20 protein-coding genes are annotated in these 22929 nt (G+C 54.2%); 15 read left to right on the top strand and 5 right to left on the bottom strand.

Going from position 1 to position 22929, the window contains the following annotated elements; translation table 11 throughout:
- Positions 1 to 292 precede the first annotated feature (292 nt).
- Positions 293 to 934 carry an orotate phosphoribosyltransferase gene (locus JRC49_04635; protein ID QTE72112.1) on the top strand — a complete coding sequence of 214 codons (642 nt, stop codon included), beginning with the start codon at positions 293 to 295 and terminating at the stop codon, positions 932 to 934.
- A 218-nt stretch (positions 935 to 1152) separates the two neighbouring features.
- On the opposite strand, the gene JRC49_04630 is transcribed toward JRC49_04635, so the two are convergent.
- The gene (locus JRC49_04630) at positions 1153 to 2184 is read right to left on the bottom strand and encodes a LacI family DNA-binding transcriptional regulator (GenBank protein QTE72111.1); all 1032 of its coding nucleotides are present in this window, start codon (positions 2182 to 2184) and stop codon (positions 1153 to 1155) included.
- 400 nt (positions 2185 to 2584) lie between these two features.
- Here JRC49_04630 and JRC49_04625 point away from each other — a divergent pair, with 400 nt between their 5' ends.
- The 7 genes from JRC49_04625 (at position 2585) to JRC49_04595 (ending at position 12122) form a co-directional block, all read left to right on the top strand.
- The gene (locus JRC49_04625) at positions 2585 to 3448 is read left to right on the top strand and encodes a sugar ABC transporter permease (GenBank protein ID QTE72793.1); all 864 of its coding nucleotides are present in this window, start codon (positions 2585 to 2587) and stop codon (positions 3446 to 3448) included.
- Positions 3449 to 3462: 14 nt separating this feature from the next.
- Positions 3463 to 4380: a carbohydrate ABC transporter permease gene (locus JRC49_04620; protein QTE72110.1), complete on the top strand. Its 918-nt coding sequence runs from the start codon at positions 3463 to 3465 to the stop codon at positions 4378 to 4380.
- 17 nt (positions 4381 to 4397) lie between these two features.
- Complete coding sequence (locus JRC49_04615) at positions 4398 to 6161, top strand: hypothetical protein (GenBank protein QTE72109.1); 1764 nt, start codon at positions 4398 to 4400, stop codon at positions 6159 to 6161.
- Between the two features lie 17 nt (positions 6162 to 6178).
- Entirely contained in the window at positions 6179 to 8008 is a 1830-nt protein-coding gene (locus JRC49_04610) for a hypothetical protein (protein QTE72108.1), read from the top strand.
- Between the two features lie 67 nt (positions 8009 to 8075).
- Entirely contained in the window at positions 8076 to 9656 is a 1581-nt protein-coding gene (locus JRC49_04605; GenBank protein ID QTE72107.1) for a hypothetical protein, read from the top strand.
- Positions 9657 to 9660: 4 nt separating this feature from the next.
- Positions 9661 to 11154, top strand: a complete 1494-nt coding sequence (locus JRC49_04600; protein ID QTE72106.1) for a glycoside hydrolase family 32 protein — start codon at positions 9661 to 9663, stop codon at positions 11152 to 11154.
- Positions 11155 to 11159: 5 nt separating this feature from the next.
- A complete protein-coding gene (locus tag JRC49_04595; GenBank protein ID QTE72105.1) occupies positions 11160 to 12122 on the top strand; it encodes a carbohydrate kinase in 963 nt (320 codons plus the stop codon).
- 274 nt (positions 12123 to 12396) lie between these two features.
- Here JRC49_04595 and guaA read toward each other — a convergent pair whose 3' ends face one another.
- Positions 12397 to 13383 (bottom strand): glutamine-hydrolyzing GMP synthase, encoded by a 987-nt coding sequence (guaA, locus tag JRC49_04590; GenBank protein QTE72104.1) that lies wholly within the window; start codon positions 13381 to 13383, stop codon positions 12397 to 12399.
- Between the two features lie 582 nt (positions 13384 to 13965).
- Here guaA and JRC49_04585 point away from each other — a divergent pair.
- The 3 genes from JRC49_04585 (at position 13966) to JRC49_04575 (ending at position 18167) form a co-directional block, all read left to right on the top strand.
- A complete protein-coding gene (locus JRC49_04585; protein ID QTE72792.1) occupies positions 13966 to 16254 on the top strand; it encodes an AMP-binding protein in 2289 nt (762 codons plus the stop codon).
- Entirely contained in the window at positions 16251 to 16724 is a 474-nt protein-coding gene (locus tag JRC49_04580) for an 8-oxo-dGTP diphosphatase (GenBank protein QTE72103.1), read from the top strand. The genes JRC49_04585 and JRC49_04580 overlap by 4 nt, the downstream gene beginning before the upstream one ends.
- Positions 16725 to 16856: 132 nt before the next feature.
- Entirely contained in the window at positions 16857 to 18167 is a 1311-nt protein-coding gene (locus tag JRC49_04575) for a glycosyltransferase family 2 protein (protein QTE72102.1), read from the top strand.
- 56 nt (positions 18168 to 18223) lie between these two features.
- Here JRC49_04575 and JRC49_04570 read toward each other — a convergent pair whose 3' ends face one another.
- The 3 genes from JRC49_04570 to JRC49_04560 form a co-directional block, all read right to left on the bottom strand.
- Positions 18224 to 18934, bottom strand: coding sequence for a UMP kinase (locus JRC49_04570; protein QTE72101.1), 711 nt, complete (start codon positions 18932 to 18934; stop codon positions 18224 to 18226).
- A gap of 85 nt (positions 18935 to 19019) precedes the next feature.
- On the bottom strand, positions 19020 to 19520 hold the full coding sequence (locus JRC49_04565; GenBank protein ID QTE72100.1) for an NUDIX hydrolase: 501 nt from the start codon (positions 19518 to 19520) through the stop codon (positions 19020 to 19022).
- Between the two features lie 16 nt (positions 19521 to 19536).
- Complete coding sequence (locus JRC49_04560; protein QTE72099.1) at positions 19537 to 20307, bottom strand: protein-ADP-ribose hydrolase; 771 nt, start codon at positions 20305 to 20307, stop codon at positions 19537 to 19539.
- A 226-nt stretch (positions 20308 to 20533) separates the two neighbouring features.
- Between JRC49_04560 and JRC49_04555 the strand changes: the two genes are divergently transcribed.
- The 4 genes from JRC49_04555 (at position 20534) to JRC49_04540 (ending at position 22901) form a co-directional block, all read left to right on the top strand.
- Positions 20534 to 20848 carry a TfoX/Sxy family protein gene (locus JRC49_04555; GenBank protein QTE72098.1) on the top strand — a complete coding sequence of 105 codons (315 nt, stop codon included), beginning with the start codon at positions 20534 to 20536 and terminating at the stop codon, positions 20846 to 20848.
- A 141-nt stretch (positions 20849 to 20989) separates the two neighbouring features.
- Positions 20990 to 21604, top strand: coding sequence for a helix-turn-helix domain-containing protein (locus JRC49_04550; GenBank protein ID QTE72097.1), 615 nt, complete (start codon positions 20990 to 20992; stop codon positions 21602 to 21604).
- 2 nt (positions 21605 to 21606) lie between these two features.
- Positions 21607 to 22329: a GNAT family N-acetyltransferase gene (locus JRC49_04545; protein QTE72096.1), complete on the top strand. Its 723-nt coding sequence runs from the start codon at positions 21607 to 21609 to the stop codon at positions 22327 to 22329.
- Positions 22330 to 22370: 41 nt separating this feature from the next.
- Positions 22371 to 22901, top strand: a complete 531-nt coding sequence (locus JRC49_04540) for a GNAT family N-acetyltransferase (GenBank protein ID QTE72095.1) — start codon at positions 22371 to 22373, stop codon at positions 22899 to 22901.
- Positions 22902 to 22929 lie beyond the last annotated feature (28 nt).

The following is a 22929-nucleotide window of genomic DNA, read 5'->3' as shown; positions in this document are numbered from 1 at the left end:
CCGGTTGCTTCTGTGTAAGATTAACAGACGGATTTAATTGTCTGCTCTTGATACAACATATTACCACACCGGGCTGATTTCAGGCAATAAAAACCCGGCTGTTTTTTGCAGCCGGGCTTCCTTTTTTTGCCAAAATGTGATTATTCGAACCCGATGGTTGCGACGGGCGGTTTTTATCCAAACTGTTTTACCGTATGTCCGCCGGCCCACTTGCTCTCAAGAGGGAAATGGTTTATAGTAGATTCACAGAAATACCGTTTTACAGAATTTCATACAGGAGGAGGAACGAATCATGTCTATCCAGATTGTTGAGATTCCGAATCACCAGAACAAGGTACGTCTGCGCGTCGCCCATGGGCATTTCGCCACAAGCCACAGCCATATCAATTACTACATTGACCTGACTATGACCAAGCACCGGCTGTCAGAAGCCCGGATTGCCGCAGAAGAATTGTGCGGCATGTACAAGAATTCCACGATCGTGGACTCCATCCTCTGCCTGGACGGAACGGAGGTGCTGGGCGCCTGCATGGCTTCAGCACTGTCCGAGGCCGGGTTCCGGAGCATGAATGCACACCAGACGATTTACGTTGTGACTCCGGAACATACCTCCGGAAGCCAGCTGATCTTCCGGGACAATATTGCCCCGATGATTGTGGGCAAGCATGTGCTGGTGCTGGCAGCCTCCCTGGCCACCGGCTTTACCGCCCGCTCCGCCATCGAGGCTATCAGGTATTACAGCGGTGTTCCCGCAGGTGTTGCAGCCATCTTCTCCGCGATTGATGAATGTGAAGGCTTCCCGGTCAAGAGTGTTTTCACCGTAAAGGAGAACCTCCCCGATTATGTCAGCTGCTCCTCCCACAACTGCCCGATGTGCAAGGCAGGGGAAAAGCTGACGGGACTGGTCAACAGCCACGGCGTTTCTTCCTTCTGAGGACGCACTTTTTGGAAAAACGTAAGCCGGGCATCATGCCCGGCTTACGCTGTATTTCAATGCCATTTGTCTTACTGACCTGCCGCAAGATAAAAAATATCCCGGGGACCTTTGTAAATAAGGTCCCCGGGATATTGATATTATTCGAACTCGATGGTCGCCACGGGTTTCTCCGGGATGCCCGGAACTTCCCGCTGAAGAAAACGATACGCAAAGCGTCAGGTTTTACGGATGCTTTCCCGCCAGATCGGGGTTGATTTCACATGGGTCCAACTGTATGGGAAGGAAGGAATACGGATCCGGTTGAGCAGCGATTCAGCCGCCAGGCGTCCGATTTCCGTACCACAGATCTTGACCGTGGTCAACGGGGGATCGGTGAAGGCAGACTGCATTGTTCCGTCAAAACCGGTAATCATGATATCCTCCGGGATTGACAGGTCCTTTTTTTTCAGAGCCTGTATCAGTGAAATCGCCAGGTAATCGTTGGCACAGACAAAAGCATCGGGCAGAGACGGCATCTGATTGATCCTCGACAGCAGCCAGGCGGAATCATCATAGGGTGAGGAGTCGGGTTCACAGATACAGAATCGCTTATCGTACTGAAGTCCGTTTACCATCAGCCCCTGCTGATAGCCGTACCACCGTTCCCGGAAAGAGCCGCAGTGGTTATAATCCCCGACGAATCCGATCTGCCGGGCACCTGCCCTCACAAGACGCCGGATGACTGCCATAATTCCGGCAATGTTTTCCATAGTCACATAGTCGCACTCAATCAGCGAGGTGATTGTTTCAGCCGAACTGTCCGTCAGAACCATCGGAATGCCAAGATGACAGAGCGTGCTTACATAATCGGGATCAAAAAGCTCGATTCCGACGATCCCGGCAATCTGCTCCGGAACAAAATGAGGGGGAAGTTGCCTTTTTTCCAGCTCCTCCTGTGAAATTTCATAAATTTTCAGCGCATAGCCTTCCCGGCTGATCATATCTGTAAAAGAAGAAAGGAACAGGGTGCCAAAATGGAGCTGGCTGGGGAGGTGGCAGGTCAGCAGGGCGATATTCCCGACAGACGGGGGAGAAGCGAAGACTTTTTCCGCGGGGGACCCGTATCCCAGTTCCTTTGCTTTTTGTAAAACAAGATTCCGGGTGTTCTGGGGAACAGAACCGCGGCCATTGTAAACTTTGGAAACTGTATTTCGGGAAAGACCGCAGGCATCCGCGATGTCCTGCATAGTGATTCTTTTGGAAGGCATCGTTTCCGACCTTTCTGTTTTTTTGTGACATTATGCCTGTTTTGTTTACATATTGTAACACAACGGAACGATCAAAACAAGTTTACATAATGTAAACATATCACGTCCTGACATCGAAATAGATTGTTAAAAATGGCAATAAAACGAACATAATAAAATAAAAATATACAAACTGCACAAAAACAATTGACAATATGTAAATCAATGTGTAAAATACAATTGAAATCCGGGAAGCCGGATAACGGATGTTACAACTGCATAAACGACGCGACATTGCAAACTGGCGAGGAGGGGAAAAATGCAAGGCGTGAAGCAACTGCCTGCCGCTTCAAAGCGGCAGAAAAACGTGACCCCCGGATACCGGCTGCGGAATTTCAGGGAGAACTTTCCGTATCTCACGATGATTCTGCCGGCCGTTCTGGTGGTATTCCTGTTTAACTATCTTCCGATCTATGGCGTCCTGATTGCGTTCCAGGATTTTATGCCGGGAGATAAAATTCTCTCTGACACCACGATCTGGGTCGGCTTTGAAAACTTTGCGAGATTCTTCAACGATGTACAGTTCTGGCCGCTGATGAAGAACACATTCATCCTGTGTATTGTCGGATTTGTCATCGGTTTCCCGCTTCCGATCATCGTATCCCTCGCACTCAACGCGCTGAAACGGAAGAAGACGGGGAAGGTTTTCCAGACTATCTATACCGCTCCCCATTTTATCTCGCTGGTTGTTCTGGTCGGTATGCTGCAGCTGTTCTTCGGGCGTTACGGCCTGGTGAACAACATTGCCGCAAGCCTGGGCGCGGAGCGGGTATCCTATTTCCTGGAAAGCTCCGCCTTCCGCCCGCTGTATATCCTGTCCAGCAACTGGCAGGACTTCGGCTGGAGCGCGGTTATCTACATCGCCGCCCTGAGCAACGTGGATCCTGTACAGCATGAAGCGGCCATGATCGACGGCGCAAGCCGGTTCCAGCGGGTGCTCCATGTGGACATTCCCGCAATCATGCCGATGATCAGCGTGATGCTGATCATGTCCATCGGCGGCCTGATGGGCGTGGGTTATGAAAAGGCCCTGCTGATGCAGACCGACGGAAACCTGGCTGTCAGTGAACTGATCGCCACATACGTGTACAAACGCGGTCTGACAGGCGTTCCGGATCAGGCTTACGCAACGGCCATCGGTCTGTTCAACTCCGTGATCAACGTTGTGCTGCTGATCATTGCCAACACGACATCCAAACGGTTCTCCGAGAACTCGCTGTGGTAAGGAGGGGAACGAAGATGACTCAGAAAGCACCCGCAATCAATATCAGGAACAACGCACTGAAGGATACAAAGGGCGACAAGATATTCTTTGTGATCAACGCCTGTATCCTCGGCCTGCTTGCACTGATCATTCTGTATCCCCTTTACTTTATCGTGATTGCCTCCATCTCCGACCCGGACGCGGTGCTGGGCGGACAGGTGGTGCTGGCTCCCGTGAATATCACCTTTGAAGGCTATGAGAAAGTATTCCAGCGGGGTGATATCTGGAGGGGATACCTCAACACCATTATCTATACCGTGGTGACGGTAGTTCTTTCGCTGGTGGTGACGATTCCCGCCGGCTGGGGACTGAGCCGCAGAACCACCCCCGGGAAAAAGTTCTGGATGATTTACTTCATTATCCCGATGTTCTTCGGCGGCGGCCTGATCCCGTTCTATAACGTGATGAGCAGCCTGAAGCTGATCAACTCCGCCTGGTCGGTGATCCTTCCGGCAATCCTGAGCGTCTGGAACCTGTTCATGAGCAAGACGTTCTTTGAATCGTCCATTCCGGAGGGCATGCTGGAAGCAGCACGGATTGACGGCGCCGGAAAATTCCGGACCTTCTTCTCCATTGTGCTGCCGCTGTCCAAGGCAATCATTGCCGTTATGGCGCTATATTATGCGGTCGGACAGTGGAACAGCTACTTCAACGCCATGATTTTCCTGCAGGATGAAAACAAGTATCCGCTGCAGCTGGTGCTGAAGGAAATCCTGATTGCAAGTGAGAGCACCGTGGGCGGAAGCGGCGAAACGATTCTGCAGCAGTACCGCCTGGCAAACCAGCTGAAGTATGTATCCGTGATCGTCTCCAGCCTGCCGGTGCTGTGCCTGTATCCGTTTGTCCAGAAATACTTTGCACAAGGTGTCATGATTGGCTCCCTGAAGGGATAAAGAAGGAGGAAAACAACATGAAAAACCTGAAAAAATGGCTGCTTGTCCTGATGATGATCGTTCTGGCGGTTACACTGACTGCCTGCAGCGGCGGAGACAAGAAGGACGCCGCAGCACCGGCAGAAAAGAAGGAAGAAACCGCAGCAGCGCCGGCTGAAGAGAAGAAGGATGATACCGCTGCGGCACCCGCGACCGGCAACGCACTGACCGATACCTACGGATTCCAGTGGAAGGATCCTTCCGCCCCGATCCTGAATGAGCAGGGCGCAAAGGAGATTTCCTTCAAGGTGTATTCCTCCAAAAATGCCAGCGCGAAGGATTACAACGACATGAAGATCATGACTGACCTGTTCGCCCAGACGAACGTGCAGGTCAACTGGGAAAATGTATCCGAGTCTGTATATTCCCAGCAGAAAAACCTGATCTTCGGCAACAAGGACAACCGTCCGGATGCGATTTACCACGCTGGTATGGGCGCCGGAGAAATCATCAAATACGCCAAGCGCAAGGTGCTGGTGCCGATCAGCGATTACCTGGAGTATATGCCGAATTTCTCCAAATTGCTGGAAGAACGGCCTGACATCAAGAACCAGCTGCTGAACGTGGAAAACGGAAAGATTTATTCTCTCCCCCGCATTGAAGAAATGGGCCTGCTGCAGAGCCCGAACCTGCTGTTCCTGAATATTGCCTGGACGAAGGAAGCCATCGAAGCCGGCGCAGTCAGCGACCTGACGGCAGACCAGCTGAAGGACGGCCTGGCGCTGAAGAGCAGCCAGATGGAAGAAATCCTGACCTATTTCCGGGATCATGACATGAACGGAAACGGCAAGACTGACGATGAGCGGCCCCTGAGCTTCGTTTACAACAACTGGCAGGGCAACCAGTGCGATCTGTACGGCATGTTCGGCCTGAACGACAACCTGGAGCACCGGGTGATTGTGGACGGCAAAGCCACTTACACGATTCAGGACGACCGCTTCAAGGAAGCGACGAACTTCATTGCCAAGTGGGTGGACGCGGGCCTGATCGACAAGGTCAGCTTTGAACAGAGCCAGGACAACTTCCTGGCCAACGGCAAGGGCCTGGAGACCTACGGCGCCTTCTACTGGTGGGAAAGCGAAACGGTGGTTTCCAATCCCGAAAACTATATTGTGTGCAGTCCGCTGATCGGACCGAACGGGGATCAGACCATCTGCGTTTCCAACAATCCGGAGGTCAGCACCGGCGAAGTGATCCTGTTCTCCGACTGCAAGTATCCTGAGATCCTGCTTGCTTATTTTGACCGGTATTACGATCCCGTGATTTCCGCCCAGATCAACTACGGCCCCATCGGCATCGTCTATGAGGAAGAGCGGGATGAGAAGGGCATGCTGATGCAGAAGCCGCTGCCGGAAGGCGTGACCACGGACGAGCTGCGGCTGCAGAATGCACCGCTGGGTATCATTTATCTGGGCGAATACGCCTGGAACAATGTGGTTCATATGGAACCCCGCGCCCAGCTGCGCCTGGAACGCCTGCAGCAGTGCGCCAAGCCCTTCGTACCGGAAAATGTGATTCCGTTCCCGAACCTCCAGTTTACCCTGGAAGAACTGAACACGCTGAGCAACTATGAGACGAACCTGAATGACTATATCCGGACCAACCTGATCAGCTGGCTGATGAAGGGCGGCGTGAGCGACGATGCCTGGACAGCATTCCAGAACGACCTGAACGGTAAGGTCAACCTGGCCGGCATCCAGAAAGTATACCAGGACGCCTATGACCGCTTTGCCGCGAAATAATGAAGGAGGATATTATAATGAGGAACAGGCTGCATATCATTCTTTCCCTGCTGCTGGCTGTATGCATGCTGGCCGCGGCCGGACCTGCTTTCGCGGACGGCGCGCCGACGCTGGACGGGGTGCATGACCAGAGCGTGATGGCCGGAACTGAGTTTGATGCCCTGGCAGGCGTTACCGCAACCGACGGCGCGGGCGGCGATCTGACGGATCTGATCGAGATAGACGCCATGCCGGCTCTGGATTTCAGAAACGGAAAAGCAACCCCTGAAAATCCGGGTGACTATGAACTGACTTATACCGTAACAGACGCGAACGGCGAGACAGCTGAGGATTACGCGACCCTGACGGTTACCAAGAAAACCAGCGAAGAGACGGTTTACAAAACCTTTGATTTCAGCACTGCCGCTGTGACGGACAACCGCGGCTGGGAAGCAAAGATCAATACCGAGGTTGCCGAAGCCACAGCAGAGCTGAAAGAAGGCGCTTACGTTATTGAAATCAAGAATCCGGGTGACGGAGACGGCGCCGTGCAGCTGGCCAAGGCGGGATATCCGCTGAAAGCGGCGGACTACAGGATTAAGATCTGGGCGAAATCCACCAAGAAGACCTATGCGCATATCCTTGCCCGGAACGAACAGGCGGAGGGCTGGGAAACCTTCGGCGGCGCGTTCAATGTGGAGATCGGTCCGGAGATCGCTCCGCTGGAGCTGAACTTCACTTCTCCCGGCGAAGGCAGCGCAGAACTGCTGTTCAACCTGGGCAAGATTACCCCGAATCCGGACAACGCGGAAGATACCACACCGGAAGATTTCAAAGTGACGATTGATAAGATCGAACTGTATGAGATTTCCGGTGAAGAGACCCAGGTTCCGGTCTACACATCCGAATTCGCTGCCGGCGAAGGCGTGGCAGTTACAACCAGTGAAGAAGCAACGGGAAGCGTCGGCTTCGCGGACGGCAAAGCGACGGTGACCATCGACACCTATCCCAACGCGGACGGCGGCGTATGGAGCGTCAAGGCAGACATCCTGCTGGGCGACACGAAGGTCGAGAAGGGCAAGAAGTACTTCTACAGCTTCAAGATGACGGCGGCCAACGGCCAGGGCGGTGAAGCACTGGTGGAAAGCGCGGAAAAAGGATGGGAAAACCGGGCAAACTTCAACGGCATCAGTGCCGGTGCCGGGGAAGAAACTGTCGTCTCCAGCGTCTTCACCGCGGAAGCGGATGTGGATGATCCCGTGATCCGCCTGCAGATTGGCAATCCTCCGGAAGGCGTGACGTCCAACAGCATTGTGATCAGCGACGTCGTCTTCGGCAATGTGGAAGGAGACAAGGAAACCCACAAGACGATTGACGCGTTCATGCCATTCGGATCGAATACGGCCAATGCGACAAATCCAGACTGCCCGTGGGCAACCTTCAACGGAACGGATGAAGACAACGAGCGCGGCGTCGGCACCATCTGGGCGCAGGACGGCAGCTTCTTCTACCGGATTGACAACGGTGGCACCGTCGACTGGCACAACAAGCTGATCTGCGGTATCGGCGGCAATCCCCTGACGCTGGCTTCCGACAGCTACTATACCGTGGAAATCACCGCGAGAGCGACGCAGCCGGTATCCTGCGGCGTGTTCCTGAACCCGATGGGAGGCTGGGATCCCCGCTTCTCTGAAGGCATGGACCTGACGACGGAATTCCAGACCTTCCGTTTCTCCACAAAGGATACGTTTGTGGTGGACATGGATTTCGAACTGCTGTTCCAGTTCGGCTCGGAAGCCCTGTCCAAGATGGGTGAGGTCACGATAGAGTTCCAGAATATGACAATTTACCAGATGACCGTCCAGTAAACAGCAGACGAACCGCAGGGAGGATGGATCAGTTCATCCTCCCTGTCCTTCTGTCAGGAGGTTAATGATGAACAAGAAAAGACTGGCCCTTCTCCTGGCCCTTCTCCTGGCCTGCGCGATGCTGCTGGCCGGATGCCAGAACAACGGGAACACACAGAACACTGTGACAGAGGCTCCTGCAGCAGCTGCCCCGATAGCTCCGGAAAGCGGGGAACCGTTTGCCGCTGTTGAGAATGACAAGGATTTTTCCGCACTGCGGACACCGGGAAGCCAGGAGGAAGCCTATGAGTACAGAACCTTTTTCAGGCCGGCCATTGACGGCATCAACCAGCCCTATGTGGGCGACACGATGCCTTATTATGAGGACGGCACCTGGTATATCTATTACCTGAAAGAGGGCGGCGATTCCTACAACCACTCTATTTACCTGGCGACAACAAAGGACTTCGTAACCTATACCGAATACGACAATCCCATCCTGGAGAGCAGCCGCAGCGGCGGACAGGACGGATGGGCAGGCACGGGTTCTGTTGTAAAAGTAAAGGATACCTATTATTTCTTCTACACCGGCCATGCTTCTTACGATATCTATGAGTATATGGAAAAAATCATGGTAGCGAAGGGAACTGCTCCGGATCAGTTTGAGAAGGTGGAAGGCTGGGAAATCACACCGCCGGCCGAACTGGGACAGAAACGGGATTTCCGGGATCCGCAGGCGTATTACGACGCGGAAAACGACGTGATCCATATGACTGTGACCGCTGCACAGGACGGTAAGGCCAGGATCCTCAAATATACCCTGAGCGGAGACCTGCAGAAGGCTGATTACGACGGGATCATTTTTACAAATACAGCGAAGGAAAACTTCTGGAACCTGGAATGCAGCGACACTTTCCGGATCGGGGACAGGTATTACCTGACGTATTCCGCCCAGGACGATACCCTCTGGTACGCAATGTCAGATACTCCGTATGGCCCCTACGGGGAAGCAAAACGGCTGGACGGCAAGCTTTTCTATGCTGCAAAGCATGTGGAAAACCAGGACGGTTCCTATATGGTCGGCTGGGCGCGCCGGAGCGAATCCCCCTCCTCCACCTCGGAGGTTTCCGGCTGGGCCGGCAATCTGGCAGTACAGCAGCTGGCGCAGAAAGAAAACGGCGAGCTGGCGCTGATTCCGGTAAAAGCGGTTGAGGCCCAGTTTGACAAACGGCGGGAGCTGCTGATTGAACAGGATCAGATTGAAATCCGCGCAGGATCCCGTTACAGTTATACGGATGCTTTTACCGCCTATGAGAGTTTCATGCTGAAGGGAAAAGTGACGTATACGGGGAAAGGAAGCTTCGGGCTGGCTTTTGACTATAACGGACAGGATGAAAAAACAAAGATTATCTGCCTGAATCCGAAAGAACAGAAGCTGCAGCTGACATTCAATGAGGGCGGTACCCTGATTACTGAAACAGCCGCGGCGCTGGAAGCCGGAAAGGAATACAGCTTTACCTATATCCAGGAAGGTTCCGCCGGAATCTTCTGGCTGGGAGACGAGGCATCCCTGACCGTGCGGCTGTACGGCGTCAGCGGGAAGCCTATCCGCCTGTTCACGGAGAGCAATACGGTTACATGGACTGACCTGAGAGAGTATACGAGGTAAAACGATGAAGAAAACGGTAAACCACAGCCTGCTGTTTGCCAGGGCGTATGAGCAGGCTGAAGGCGGAAAAATCCCGCGGGAAAGCCGTCCGGTTTTCCACCTGACGCCTTTGACCGGATGGATGAACGATCCCAACGGTTTCTGCTATTACCACGGCCAGTATCACCTGTTCTACCAGTACAATCCGTATGATACGGAATGGGATGCCATGCACTGGGGACATGCAGTCAGCCATGACCTGCTTCACTGGACTTATCTGCCTGCCGCATTGGCTCCGGACGCTCCGTATGATTCCTTCGGATGCTTTTCGGGCAGCGCGACGGAATTGCCGGACGGCAGGCAACTGCTGATGTATACGGGCGTGCGGCAGGAGGGCGGGGATAAGTCCAGAGAGTTTCAGACCCAGTGCATTGCAGTCGGCGACGGAACAGATTACCAAAAGTATGAAAAGAACCCGGTTCTCGGCAGCAATGCACTTCCGGAAGACCTGAGTCCCTACGATTTCAGGGATCCGAAGATCTGGCGGACAGAGAACGGGGCATACCGCTGCGTGGTGGGTGCACGCCGGGAGGACAAACGGGGCGTTCTGCTCCAGTATGAAAGCCGGGACGGATTTGAATGGCGGTATGTCGGAGTACTGGCAGAGAATGACGGACGGTTCGGCCTCATGTGGGAATGCCCTGATTTCTTCCCACTGGACGGAAAACATGTACTGTTTGTCAGCCCGCAGGATATGCTTCCGGAAGACTTTGAATACCATAACGGTAACGGTACCGTCTGCCTCACAGGGCGAATGGACGGAGACCGGTTCGTCGAGGAGAATAACCAGGCGATCGATTACGGGATTGACTTTTACGCTCCGCAGACCATTCTGACTCCTGACGGAAGGCGTGTGATGATCGGCTGGATGCAAAACTGGGACACCTGCAAAACAACCGGTTATGAAGAACGGCCCTGGTTTGGCCAGATGAGCCTGCCGCGGGAACTGTTCTTCAGGAATGGCCGTCTTTACCAGCAGCCGGTCCGGGAATTGGCGCAGTACAGAAGCGGGAAAGTGGAGTATCGGGATGTCCTTTTGGACGGAGAAAAGAGCCTGGAAGGAATCGAAGGGCGGGTTGTTGAACTGGATATCCATCTGCGATGCGCTGATCCGGATACCCCCTACCAGAAGTTCATCATGAAGTTTGCCCAGAATGAGAAATACCATTCAGTTCTCAGCTACCGGCCTTATGAGTCATGGCTGCAGATTGACCGCAAATTCTCAGGATCCAGGCGAGCATATATCCATCAGCGCCGATGCCTGGTATCCGATCAGCGGGGTGAAATCCGGCTGCATGTGATTCTGGACCGCTTCAGTATGGAGGTTTTTATCAATGACGGGGAACAGGTGATGACCGCCACCATCCTCACAGGGTCCGATGCACGGAAGATCTCGTTTGAAGCCGATGGCCAAGTGATGATGGATGTCACAAAATACTCGCTGATTGAAAAGGAATGACACGGATGAAACATTATGACGTGGTTGCGCTCGGTGAACTGCTGATCGATTTTGCCCCACATTCCGTCAATGAGGCAGGATACCCGGTCCTGTCCGCCAACCCGGGCGGAGCGCCGGGCAATTTCCTGGCAGCGCTGACAAAGTACGGCTGCAGGACTGCCATGATCGGAAAAGTCGGCGATGACGCCTTCGGGAAAGCGCTGGTGAAAACACTGGAGGATGCCGGGATAGATGCCCGGGGGATCCGGATTGACCCGAACATTTTTACAACGCTGGCCTTTGTTTCCCTGGACGCGTCCGGGAACCGGGATTTCAGCTTCGCTCGTAAACCGGGCGCCGATACCTGTCTGACCCCGGAAGAAGTGGATGAAGAGCTCATCGCGGACGCGAAAGTTTTCCACTTCGGCACGCTCTCTCTGACGGATGAGCCTGCCGCCGGGGCTACCCGACATGCCATTGAACTGGCAAAGCGCCACGGTGCGCTGATCAGCCTGGATCCCAATCTGCGCAAGCCACTGTGGAAGCGGGAGGAGGATGCCAGGGAAGCGATTGAGTGGAGCCTGCATCAGGCGGATATTGTCAAGATCAGTGATGAGGAGATTGACTGGCTGTGGGGCTTTTCCCCGGAAGAAGGCGCTGAAAAGCTGCTGCGGGAATACGGCGTCTCACTGGTGTATGCCACGCTGGGACCCAAGGGCTGCTATGCTGCAAATGGCACGAATCGCGTGACAGTGCAAAGTCCGTCCGGTATTCATGTTGTCGACACAACCGGCGCCGGCGATATATTCGGCGGCAGCGCAATGAGTCAGTTTATCAGGTGCAAAAAAACGCCGGCAGATCTGACAGAAACAGAACTCCGCCGGATTGTCAGTTTTGCCTGTACCGCTGCAAGCCTTTCAACGCAGACGCACGGTGGAATCGCAAGCGTTCCGGAGTATTCGGATGTTACCCGGAAAATGGAAGAGTGACCGCTTCTGAGGTGCGGGATGACAATGGATGTCTCTCACAGTAAGGAAAAAGTACTGAAATGAACGATATATGCTTTCCCGGGAATTCATCCCGGGATTTTTTAATTCGAGAAGGGCGGTTGTCTTTCCGTATAGAGTGCCGATAAAAGAAGGACGGTTCATTGTTTCCGGAATGAGCACTTTGCCCGGGAAAAAGGACGCAGCAAAGTTGTCCGGAATACAAAAAAATACCCGGGCACCTTGAAGAACAAGGATACCCGGGAAGATTATGCGCTTATTCGAACTCGATGGTGGCGACGGGCTTTTCGCTGATATCCCACAGAACGCGGTTGACACCGTCGACGGTGGAGATGATCCGGTCACGCATGGTGCACAGCACGCTGAAGGGAATCTCCGGCACGGTGGCGGTGACGGCGTCCACGGTGTTGACTGCGCGGATGATCACTGCCCAGCCCATGTAGCGCTGGCCCTTGCCGTCCACATACTTGATACCGGTGGACTGGAAATCGGGAATGGTGCAGAAGTACTGCCACGGAACCTCGGGCAGCTTGCCGATCTCCTCACGGACGATGGCATCGGCTTCACGGAGCGCTTCCAGGCGGTCACGGGTGATGGCGCCGACGCAGCGCACGCCCAGGCCGGGGCCGGGGAAGGGCTGACGGTAAACCATGCCGTCCGGCAGTCCCAGTTCTTTACCGACAACGCGGACTTCGTCCTTGTAGAGCAGTTTGACGGGCTCGACCAGTTCAAACTGGAGGTCGTCCGGCAGGCCGCCGACATTGTGGTGAGCCTTGACGCCGACGCTCTCTGTAATATCAGGATAGATGGTACCCTGTGCCAGGAAAGCGATGCCATCCTGTTTGCGGGCTTCTTCCTCAAAGACACGGATAAACTCGGCACCGATGATCTTGCGCTTCTGTTCGGGATCGCTGACGCCAGCCAGCTTGTCCAGGAAGCGGTCGACTGCATCCACGTACACCAGGTTGGCTTTCATCTGGTTGCGGAAAACTTCGATAACCTGTTCGGGTTCACCTTTGCGGAGCAGGCCATGATTGACATGCACGCATACCAGCTGCTGGCCGATGGCCTTGATCAGCAGGGCAGCGACAACGGAGCTGTCCACACCGCCGGAAAGAGCCAGCAGAACCTTTTTGTCACCCACCTGTTTGCGGACTGCTTCCACCTGCTCGGCAATGAATGCCTGTGCGAGGGCGGGAGTCGTAATCCGTTCCATGCTTTCGGGCCGTTTGTTGCTATCCATTTCTTATCCTCCAATCGATCCGTTTATTCCATAGGGGAATACATGCACAAGCATAGGAAAAGAGAGGAGAAGTGTCAATCGGAAAACATGACAAAAGCATGAAGCAATTCTTATAAAAGAATGATTTTTTTCGGGGAATGCCATTGACAGAAGGCAAAAAGGTCCTGAAGACATGCTTTTTTTGCCTGAAAGACGAACTTTTTTGACGGGGAAACAGAAGACGTACATTATTTTTTGTTGACAAGACAGGGGGAAGAGCGTAAACTTCCGATAAAGGCCTTGAAGGAGAGGGCAACGGGTATCGGCTTTCAGAGACACGGCGGTTGGTGCAAGCCGTGGGAAGAGCCCGCGAGCTGTAGCTCCAGAGCCGGAAGGAAGAAAGCGAAGGCGCAAGTAGAACCTTCCCGTGACTGCCGCGTAAGGGCATAGAACCTGTTGGGGTTCAAGAGTGGCGGTGATGAGCCGCAATTTGAGTGGTACCGCGGGCTATTCAAGCTCGTCTCAAAGTCTAAACTTTGGGACGGGCTTTTTCATTATCTTCACTTTGTTCAGGATGACACGGGAGGTAAGATCATGGCACAGATGACGGGACTGAATTACAAGATTCAGGAGATGGCTCACCGGATCCGGGAGCTGCGGGAAATTGAAAACTTCACGATTGCTGAAATGGCAATGAAGACCGGCGTGACCGAGCAGGAGTATATCGACTGCGAACTGGGCCGCTCCGACCTGAACTTTGCGTTTCTGTATCGCTGCGCGCTTGCCTTCGGCGTCGACGTCGGAGACATTATCGAAGGTTCCAGCCCGAACCTGAACTCCTTTACCGTGACCCGGCGGGGCGAAGGCCAGCGGATTGAGGAAGCCCATGACATGATTTACTACAACATGGCGGCTTCCTTCCGGAACAGGATTGCTGAGCCGCTGTACGTGCAGGCCGCCTATAGCGCGGAAGCCGAAAAGGAAGACATCAAGCTGACCACCCATGAAGGCCAGGAGTGCGATATCGTCATCGAAGGCCAGCTGAAGGTGCAGGTGGGCGAGCATATCAGCGTGCTGAATCCCGGCGATTCCATCTACTACGATTCCGGTACGCCTCACGGTATGATTGCCGTGGGCGGCCAGGACTGCCTCTTCTATGCCATCGTCCTGAATCCCACCGGCGCCCCGATTCCGGAACTGACGCCGGAAAAGGCTGTGCCCGGTACCGCCCTGCAGGAGTTCCCGGCGGAAAACGGCCGTACCCGTGTGTGGCACCGCTATGCGGACGTGGAAAAGGACGAGAACGGTACGCCCGTGAAGATTGCCTTCAAGAACACCGAAAAGTTCAACTTCGCCTTTGACGTGATCGACGCCATTGCGGACGAAGTGCCGAACAAGCTGGCGATGCTTCACCTGGACAAGGATAAGAACGAGCACCGCTTCACCTTCAACGACCTGAAGCGCGCTTCCAACCGTTGCGCGAACTATTTCAAATCCCTGGGTATCAAAAAGGGTGACCGGGTGCTGCTGGTGCTGAAGCGGCACTACCAGTTCTGGTTCTCGATCCTGGCCCTGGAGAAGATCGGCGCCATCGGTATTCCGGCGGTGGCCCAGCTCCAGGAGCATGATTTTGAATACCGGTTCAACGCGGCCGGCATCAAGGCCATCATCTGCACCGCGGACGGGGATACCGCCCACCAGGCAGACCTGGCCGCCAAGAACGCGCCGAGCCTGGAGCTGAAGCTGATCGTGAACGGAACACGGGAAGGCTGGCATAACTTTGACGAAGAATACCAGATGTATTCCACCCACTTCCACCGTACGGACGATACGCCCTGCGGCGACGACCTGATGCTGATGTACTTCACCTCCGGCACCACCGGCTATCCGAAGATTGCCGCCCACAGCTACAAGCATCCCCTGGGACATCTGCATACCGCCAAGTACTGGCACTGTGTGAACCCGAACGGCCTGCACCTGACGATCTCCGATACAGGCTGGGCAAAGGCCGGCTGGGGCAAAATCTACGGCCAGTGGCTGTGCGAGGCTGCCATCTTCGTGTATGACTTTGACCGCTTTGACGCAGCGGATATCCTGCCGCTGTTTGCGAAGTACCATATCACTACTTTCTGCGCGCCGCCCACCATGTGGCGGATGCTGATCAAGCAGGACCTGAGCAAGTATGACCTGTCCTCTGTGACGCATGCGTCCAGCGCCGGTGAAGCGCTGAACCCGGAAGTGTTCCGGCAGATTGAGAAGCAGACGGGCCTGCAGGTTATGGAGGGCTTCGGCCAGACGGAGAGCACGATGATCATCGGCAACCTGGCGGGTGCGGATCACAAGCTGGGTTCCATGGGCAAGGTGGTGCCGATCTACAAGGTGGCGCTGCTGGATCCGGAAGGAAAAGAAGTCCCCGTCGGTACCTCCGGCGAGATCTGTGTGGATATCTCCAACGGCATTCCGATCGGCCTGTTCCGGGAGTATTACCGGGACGAGGAAAAGACCAAGGAAGTTATGCACGACGGCTGGTACCATACCGGTGACGTGGCATGGTGCGATGAAGACGGCTTCTACTGGTATGTGGGCCGCGCGGACGACGTGATCAAGTCCAGCGGCTACCGCATCGGACCGTTCGAAATCGAGAGCGTGATCATGGAACTGCCTTACGTGCTGGAGTGCGGCGTCAGCGCTGCGCCTGACGAAGTCCGCGGCCAGGTAGTCAAGGCCAGCATCGTGCTGACCAAGGGTACTGAGCCCACGGAAGAACTGAAAAAGGAAATCCAGAACTACGTCAAGCAGCATACCGCTCCCTACAAGTATCCCCGGATTGTTGTGTTCCGTGATGAACTGCCCAAGACGGTTTCCGGAAAGATCCAGAGGGCACTGCTGTGATTGATTCCACGCTGTGCTATCTTTACCGCGGGGATGAGGTGCTGATGATGCACCGGACGCGGAAAAAGAATGATATGAACCACGACAAGTGGGTTGCCATCGGCGGCCGCTTTGAGGACAAGGAAAGCCCGGAGGACTGCGCTCTCCGCGAGGTGTGGGAGGAGACCGGGCTGACCATGACCTCCTGGCGCTACCGGGGGATCGTGACCTTCGTCAGCGATCAGTATGAAACGGAACGGATGCATCTGTTTACTTCCGATGAATACACGGGCGAACTGACGGACTGCGACGAGGGCGAGCTGGTCTGGATGAAGAAGAAGGACCTGGATGCCCTGCCCCAGTGGGAAGGCGACCGGATCTTTCACAGGCTGCTGGATGAAGAGATCCCGTTTTTCTCCCTGAAACTTGTATACAACGGCGAGAAACTGCTGTCCGCAGTGCTGAACGGGAAACAAAATCTGTACAAATAATACAGGCACTTCTAACCTGATAAAAGATTGCAAGGCTTGACAAATAACGGATTGTGATGTTAAATTAGCCCGTTACGTGTTTTTGTGTGTGACAGGGCCGGTGCCCTGTGGGTTTGTAGGAGGAAAAGGAAAGTGGAGTTCATCAGGATACTCCTTGAAACACTGGCGGGGGTATGCAGCTTCTTTCTGACATTCATCATGGTCTATCAGATCGTGATTGGTTTTTTCGGTTTCAAAAAAGCAAAGAAAGATTATGCTGATCATGATCCGGAATCCCGGTTCCTGGTTTTGGTTCCCGCTCATAATGAGGAGAAAGTCATCGGGGATATCATCCAGAATCTGAATGATATGGACTACCCCAAAGAATTGTACGATTTTTATATTATTGCCGATAACTGCACGGATAACACAGCCGAAGTGGCCCGGAATCTCGGTGCGAACGTGATCGAGACCTGCAAGGAATCCCCGGACGCTCCGACCGGTAAGCCTATTGCCCTGAAGAAGGCGCTGCAGGCTATCGGCGACTATCAGGACCGCTATGATCTGATGATGATCTTTGACGCGGACAACCTGATGGATACCAATATGTTCCGTGAAGTGAACAGCCAGTACCTGGACAAGGGTAAGCCGGATTTCATCCAGTGCTACCTGGGCGCCAAGAACAAGAAGGGCGTCGTGGCCTGGTTCTACTACACCGGATATACGCTGACCAACCGCTTCTTCGACCTGGCCAAATACCGGCTGGGCCTGAACTGCGCCATCGGCGGTACGGGATTTGCGATGACCACGTCCTACCTGTATAAGCGGGGCGGCTGGACCACCATGTCCCTGACAGAGGACTTTGAAATCCAGGTGGAAGCGACGCTGGAAGGCCGCCGGATCCTGTGGAACCATCATACCCGGGTGTATGACGAAAAGCCCACCTCCCTGCTGGCCTCCATCCGGCAGAAGATCCGCTGGGGACAGGGTCACTGGTATGTGGCGCTGCACAACACCGGCAAGACGTTCCGTGCGCTTTCTGACGGAAGAATCAGCTTCTGGGAGTTCCTGAGTCTGCTGACCTATATGTACAGCATCGCGGCTTACGTGGTGGCGGCTGTGCAGCTGGTGGTGACCACCGCGCTTTGCCTGGTGGTGCCCGGTAGACCATTCTTCGATATTTCCCTGAGCGGCCTGATGGTTGGCGGCCTCCTTTTCGGCTATACCTACCTGTTCCTGTTCTATGTGGCCGACTGGATGGATAACAAGATTCCCTTCAGCATCCGGACTATTCCGGTAATGATCGGCGGTTTCTTCGCCAACCTGATCGTGGGTATCTTCAATGAGATTGTGGGCCTGATCCGCTGCGGCGATCAGCAGCACTGGGTGAAGACCGAGCATGCCATCGAAGCGAAGACCGTGGAAGAGCGGCAGCAGATCCAGCTGCGCGGCAAGGCTGCATAAGAAAGACATCATAAAACCGGGATGCGAATGCATCCCGGTTTTTGTATGCGGTTGAATCAGGGATGAACGAAGGTGCCGATATCGCTGCCTTCCAGGACCCTGAGCAGGTTTTCCGGATCATCCAGGCCGAAGACCCGAACCATGGGGACCTTGTTCTCCGCGCAGAGCGCGAAGGCGGAAGCATCCATGACCTTGAGGCCTTTAGCCAGGGCGTCGGTGTAGGTGATGTCCTTGATCAGGGTGGCGGTGGGATCCTTCATCGGGTCGGCGGTGTAGACACCGTCGATATTCTTGGCCATCAGGACCGCGTCCACTTCCATTTCAATGGCACGGAGCGCCACGCCGGAGTCGGTGGAGAAGAAGGGGTTGCCGGTACCGCAGGCGAAGAGCACCACCCGGCCTTCGGACAGGTGACGGCGGGCAGCCATGGCATTGAAGGGCTCGGCAAAGCGGTTCATATCCACGGCGGACTGCACGATGGCATCCAGGCCGGCTTTGCGCAGTGCGTCCGCCACGCACAGGCAGTTGATGACCGTGCCCAGCATACCCATCTGATCGGCGGTTACCGCGTCCATATTTGCCGCGGGGCCCTGACGGCCGCGCCAGATGTTGCCGGCGCCGATGACGATGCCGACTTCCACACCCATATCATGCATCCTGCGAACGATGGATGCGACTTCGTTAACTTTTTCAAAATCAAAGAGATCGGAGCCGGATTTGAGCGCTTCACCGCTGAGCTTCAGCAGGATCCGGTGATATACAGCCATATAATGCCTCCCAAATGTATTTTTAACAGTATAACATGATTTCGGCCCCGGGAAAAGAGGCGAATGCCACGGATCATCCAGGGGGTCAGACCCATTCTTCCGTATTGCTTGCTTCTGTGATGCCATACCGGCGGTATATCACTTCTTTTGCCTTCATGACCTGGCTGTATCCCACATCGCCCCAGTTCAGGAGGGCGGCGGCTTTTTCCGGGGCAACCAGCAGGCGGTCGTAGGTTTTGCCGTTATCAGGATCCGGCTGCTTTTTGCCGATCTTCCGGATCAATGCCGCCATCCTGACCTGGGCATATGCGGGTGTGCCGTTTCCTTCGTTCACCAGCTGGTAACCGATATATACGGGCGTTTCGATCTCTGTATTCACTTCTTCCAGAAGCTCGCGGCGGCAGGTGCCTTCTATTCCGTTATCATAGACCTCGGGACGGCCGCCGGCCAGCGAGTATTTGATTCTGTCCGGTTTCTTTTCAACACGCAGCATGACGCGGCCTTTCCGGTCCAGCATGATGCAGTATACCTGCCGGACTGCCATTTCCGCCGGTACAGCTTCCGCGACCCAGTCGATTTTTGTCATGCGTACTTCTTCTCCCTTACGCGAGCAGATCCTGCCATACAGCCAGGCTGCTGCCTTTCGGCACAGTAAAGATGACCCGCCGGATACAGGTTTCCTTCTGCAGGAATGCAGCCGCCGTCCGAAAGGTAATTTCAGCTGCGCGATCCTGCGGAAAACGGGAACCGTCGGAGAGACTGCAGAAGGCAATGGAGTGCAGATCATTGTTTTCAGCAAGCTCCAGGCAGGAGCGACAGCAGGAGGCCAGCAAGGCTTCTGCTTCTGCAGTAATATCGCCCTCAATAACCGGTGCAACTGTATGCAGCACATATCTGGCGGGAAGATTGAAGCCGGGAGTGATTTCTGCCCGTCCTGCAGGCTCTTCCCGGTCCTGCATCAGCTCATGACAGGCCAGGCGCAGCTGAACACCGCTCATGGTATGGATGATATTGTCAATGCAGTCGTGGCAGGGCTGAAAGCATCCCAGAAGCCGGCTGCTGGCCGCATTGACGATGGCGTCGCATCTGAGGGCTGTGATATCTCCCTGCCAGAGGACAAGCCGGCTGTCTTTCGCACAGGGCAGCAGGCTTTCCGCCTCCACAATCCCTTTTTCTTCTGTCATTTCCCGCAGGAAAGCGTCCTGAACCTGAAGGAATTCCTCTGTAACAGGTACCGGCGGGCGGACATTCATCAGGCTGCGTAAAAGCCGCCACTGGCGATCCGGCGTATAAGGAAACACAGGGTACTGATACTGCGGCATTTCCTCCAGCAGCGCACGGATCAGCCAGACCCGTCTTTGCTTCTGATTCATTCGCTTTCACGCACCCTTTGCAGATGTTTTGATGAACACTCCATTCATATTAGCATGTTACCCGGGACAGGACAAGAATCCGGCAGAAGATTGGCGGATCACATACTGTATATATCAGTCGTATCCGGCTTTTTTCATACTTTCGGTAGGTTCCTGTTCTCCTGAGTTTATGATATGATGAAATATAACTGATTCAGCGCATGAAAGTGAACAGGGGAGACATGATATGGCATCGAGCAGGGAATACCTGGATTTTATCCTGGAGCAGCTTTCGGGTCTGGAGAATGTGACCTGGAAGACAATGATGGGGGAGTACATCATTTACTGGCGTGGAAAGATCGTCGGGGGGATCTATGACGACCGGTTCCTGGTGAAGCCCACAAAATCCGCCGTCGCGATGATGCCGGACGCTGAACGGGAGCTTCCCTATGAGGGGGCAAAAGAAATGCTGCTGGCAGACGTGGACAACCGGGAGTTCCTGGAAGAACTGCTGGAAGCCATGTATGATGAGCTTCCGGCACCGAAACAAAAGAAGAAGTGAACCCAGGGGAGGAGAGCAAAAAGAAACCGCATAAATCGACTCTACGGATCGTGGATTCCGCCATTTCCACCAGATTCTACGATTCGTGGGTGTAAATGAGAGAAAGACAGCAGGATAATCAATCCCGGAAGGAGGAAGATCATGGACCAGGTCAGAAGCGGACGCTTTATTGCCGAAGAACGGAAAAAGAAAGGCTATACCCAGAAACAGCTGGCAGAGAAGCTGAATATCAGCGACAAGACAATTTCCAAATGGGAGTGCGGCAACGGATTCCCGGAAGTATCCCTGCTGCTTCCGCTGTGCGGGGAGCTGGGTATTACCGTTAATGATCTGCTGTCCGGAGAACTTGTTTCGGGAGAAGATTATCAGAAAAAGGCGGAGGATAATATGGTGGAAATGATCAAGGAAAGAGAAGCAAACAAAAAACAGTTTGTGTTAACGCTTATCCTGGGCGGCGTATCGCTGGTTTCCTTCATTACGCTGCTGATTGTGGTGTGCGTGTATACGAATGTGATCCCACTGAACGTAAAACTGATTCTGATTGCCATTGCGTGCGTGATCTTTGCGGTTGGCTGCGTGGCCGTTATGGAAGGACAGCGGAAGATCGGGTATTATCAGTGCGCAAAATGCGGGGAGGCCTTTGTGCCTAAGTTCTGGGCGCACATGTCCGGATTCAACATGATTTCAAAGAGGCACCTGAAGTGTCCGCACTGCGGGGAAAAGTCCTGGTGCCGTAAAGTGATGGGAAGAGAGTAAAGATGGCAACTGAACCGAAGACAGAGATCTGGAACAAAACCGGCAGCGGCGTGCTGACGGAAATACCGCTTTTACTGACAGCCTGCATGGAAGGAAAATTCGGCACTGCCTTTTCCTATCCGGGCGGATGCGTGTATCAAGCCCTGTTTACCTACCTGACCGGGAAACCGGACGAAGGTTTTTTCTCAGCACATCCGGAGCTGTTTTATGGAAGCTGGCTGGTGTGCTTGAGCGCTGAATGGGAAAACTATCTCCGGAAGCTGCCGATGCAGGCCGTATTCCGGCGGGAAGTGATGGAGCCGCTTTGTGCGGAATCTGTAAAGCCTTTGAAGCCGCTGCCGGAAGGATACATCTTAACTCCGTTTACCCCGGCCATTTTTGAAGCGCATCCCTTTGGCCACGGGGGAAACTATGCCGGTTTTGAAGACTTTTCGGAACGGGGCGCAGGAGCAGCCGTGCTGTACAACGGACAGGTCGTTGCAGCCGCGTCAAGTTTTCTGACGTTTGAAGACCAGGCGGAGCTGGATATCTGTACTGATCCCGGACACCGGAAGCGGGGGCTTGCGGATCATTGCACGACGGAAATAATGAGCCAGTGCAGCAGGAAGGGACTGACCATCCACTGGGACGCACAGAACAGGATATCGGCAGAGCTGGCAAAAGGCCATGGCTTCCGGTCCCTGACTGAATATGCTGTTTATTGTTTACGGGATATGGCTGAGTGAGCCAACGAACGGAATGATCAATATGAATCAGGGAGAAAAGTATGATTTATTATAAAGATGACGGACTGGTTATCCGCAATATGGAAGAGGCAGACGGGCAGGTTTTTGTAGAAGAATTTACTGCCCAGGGCTGGCATCCGGATATTGCCGTATACCAGAAGAGAATACAGGATCAGGCAGAAGGCAGATGCGTTGCGCTGACAGCTGAGTATCAGGGGCAACCTGCCGGCTCAGTGTATGTTTACCTGACCCCGCATAATGGTCCTTTCAAAGAAAAAGGCTGGCCGGAAATCCATGATTTCAGTGTGCTGCAGAAATACCAGAGAAAAGGAATCGGCAGCAAACTGATGGACGCGGCGGAACAGATTGCGGGACTGTATGCGGACACCGTATGTCTGGCTGTGGGACTGCATGACGGATATGGCGCTGCCCAGCGGATGTATATCAAGCGCGGATATATTCCGGACGGAACCGGCGTATGGTATCAGGGTAAACAATGTGAACAGTATGAAACGGTCTGCACCGTTGACGACGATCTCGTCCTGTTCCTGTCCAAGAAGCTGCGCGGCTGAGTGCTTCAGCCGCCGGTTTCTGAACTAA

The sequence above is a fragment of the Clostridiales bacterium FE2011 genome (genome assembly GCA_017569305.1).
Lineage (GTDB): Bacteria > Bacillota > Clostridia > Christensenellales > Aristaeellaceae > Aristaeella.
This window is presented reverse-complemented; position numbering and strand designations above follow the sequence as displayed.

What these genes read in the sequence shown, in the direction of transcription:
- JRC49_04560 (QTE72099.1), bottom strand. Translation starts at nt 20,307, where the DNA reads ATGAATCAGAAGCAAAGACGGGTCTGGCTGATCCGTGCGCTGCTGGAG.
- JRC49_04545 (QTE72096.1), top strand. Translation starts at nt 21,607, where the DNA reads ATGGCAACTGAACCGAAGACAGAGATCTGGAACAAAACCGGCAGCGGC.
- JRC49_04615 (QTE72109.1), top strand. Translation starts at nt 4,398, where the DNA reads ATGAAAAACCTGAAAAAATGGCTGCTTGTCCTGATGATGATCGTTCTG.
- JRC49_04610 (QTE72108.1), top strand. Translation starts at nt 6,179, where the DNA reads ATGAGGAACAGGCTGCATATCATTCTTTCCCTGCTGCTGGCTGTATGC.
- JRC49_04565 (QTE72100.1), bottom strand. Translation starts at nt 19,520, where the DNA reads ATGACAAAAATCGACTGGGTCGCGGAAGCTGTACCGGCGGAAATGGCA.
- JRC49_04630 (QTE72111.1), bottom strand. Translation starts at nt 2,184, where the DNA reads ATGCCTTCCAAAAGAATCACTATGCAGGACATCGCGGATGCCTGCGGT.
- guaA (QTE72104.1), bottom strand. Translation starts at nt 13,383, where the DNA reads ATGGATAGCAACAAACGGCCCGAAAGCATGGAACGGATTACGACTCCC.
- JRC49_04635 (QTE72112.1), top strand. Translation starts at nt 293, where the DNA reads ATGTCTATCCAGATTGTTGAGATTCCGAATCACCAGAACAAGGTACGT.
- JRC49_04605 (QTE72107.1), top strand. Translation starts at nt 8,076, where the DNA reads ATGAACAAGAAAAGACTGGCCCTTCTCCTGGCCCTTCTCCTGGCCTGC.
- JRC49_04555 (QTE72098.1), top strand. Translation starts at nt 20,534, where the DNA reads ATGGCATCGAGCAGGGAATACCTGGATTTTATCCTGGAGCAGCTTTCG.
- JRC49_04600 (QTE72106.1), top strand. Translation starts at nt 9,661, where the DNA reads ATGAAGAAAACGGTAAACCACAGCCTGCTGTTTGCCAGGGCGTATGAG.
- JRC49_04570 (QTE72101.1), bottom strand. Translation starts at nt 18,934, where the DNA reads ATGGCTGTATATCACCGGATCCTGCTGAAGCTCAGCGGTGAAGCGCTC.
- JRC49_04595 (QTE72105.1), top strand. Translation starts at nt 11,160, where the DNA reads ATGAAACATTATGACGTGGTTGCGCTCGGTGAACTGCTGATCGATTTT.
- JRC49_04550 (QTE72097.1), top strand. Translation starts at nt 20,990, where the DNA reads ATGGACCAGGTCAGAAGCGGACGCTTTATTGCCGAAGAACGGAAAAAG.
- JRC49_04540 (QTE72095.1), top strand. Translation starts at nt 22,371, where the DNA reads ATGATTTATTATAAAGATGACGGACTGGTTATCCGCAATATGGAAGAG.
- JRC49_04625 (QTE72793.1), top strand. Translation starts at nt 2,585, where the DNA reads ATGATTCTGCCGGCCGTTCTGGTGGTATTCCTGTTTAACTATCTTCCG.
- JRC49_04585 (QTE72792.1), top strand. Translation starts at nt 13,966, where the DNA reads ATGACGGGACTGAATTACAAGATTCAGGAGATGGCTCACCGGATCCGG.
- JRC49_04620 (QTE72110.1), top strand. Translation starts at nt 3,463, where the DNA reads ATGACTCAGAAAGCACCCGCAATCAATATCAGGAACAACGCACTGAAG.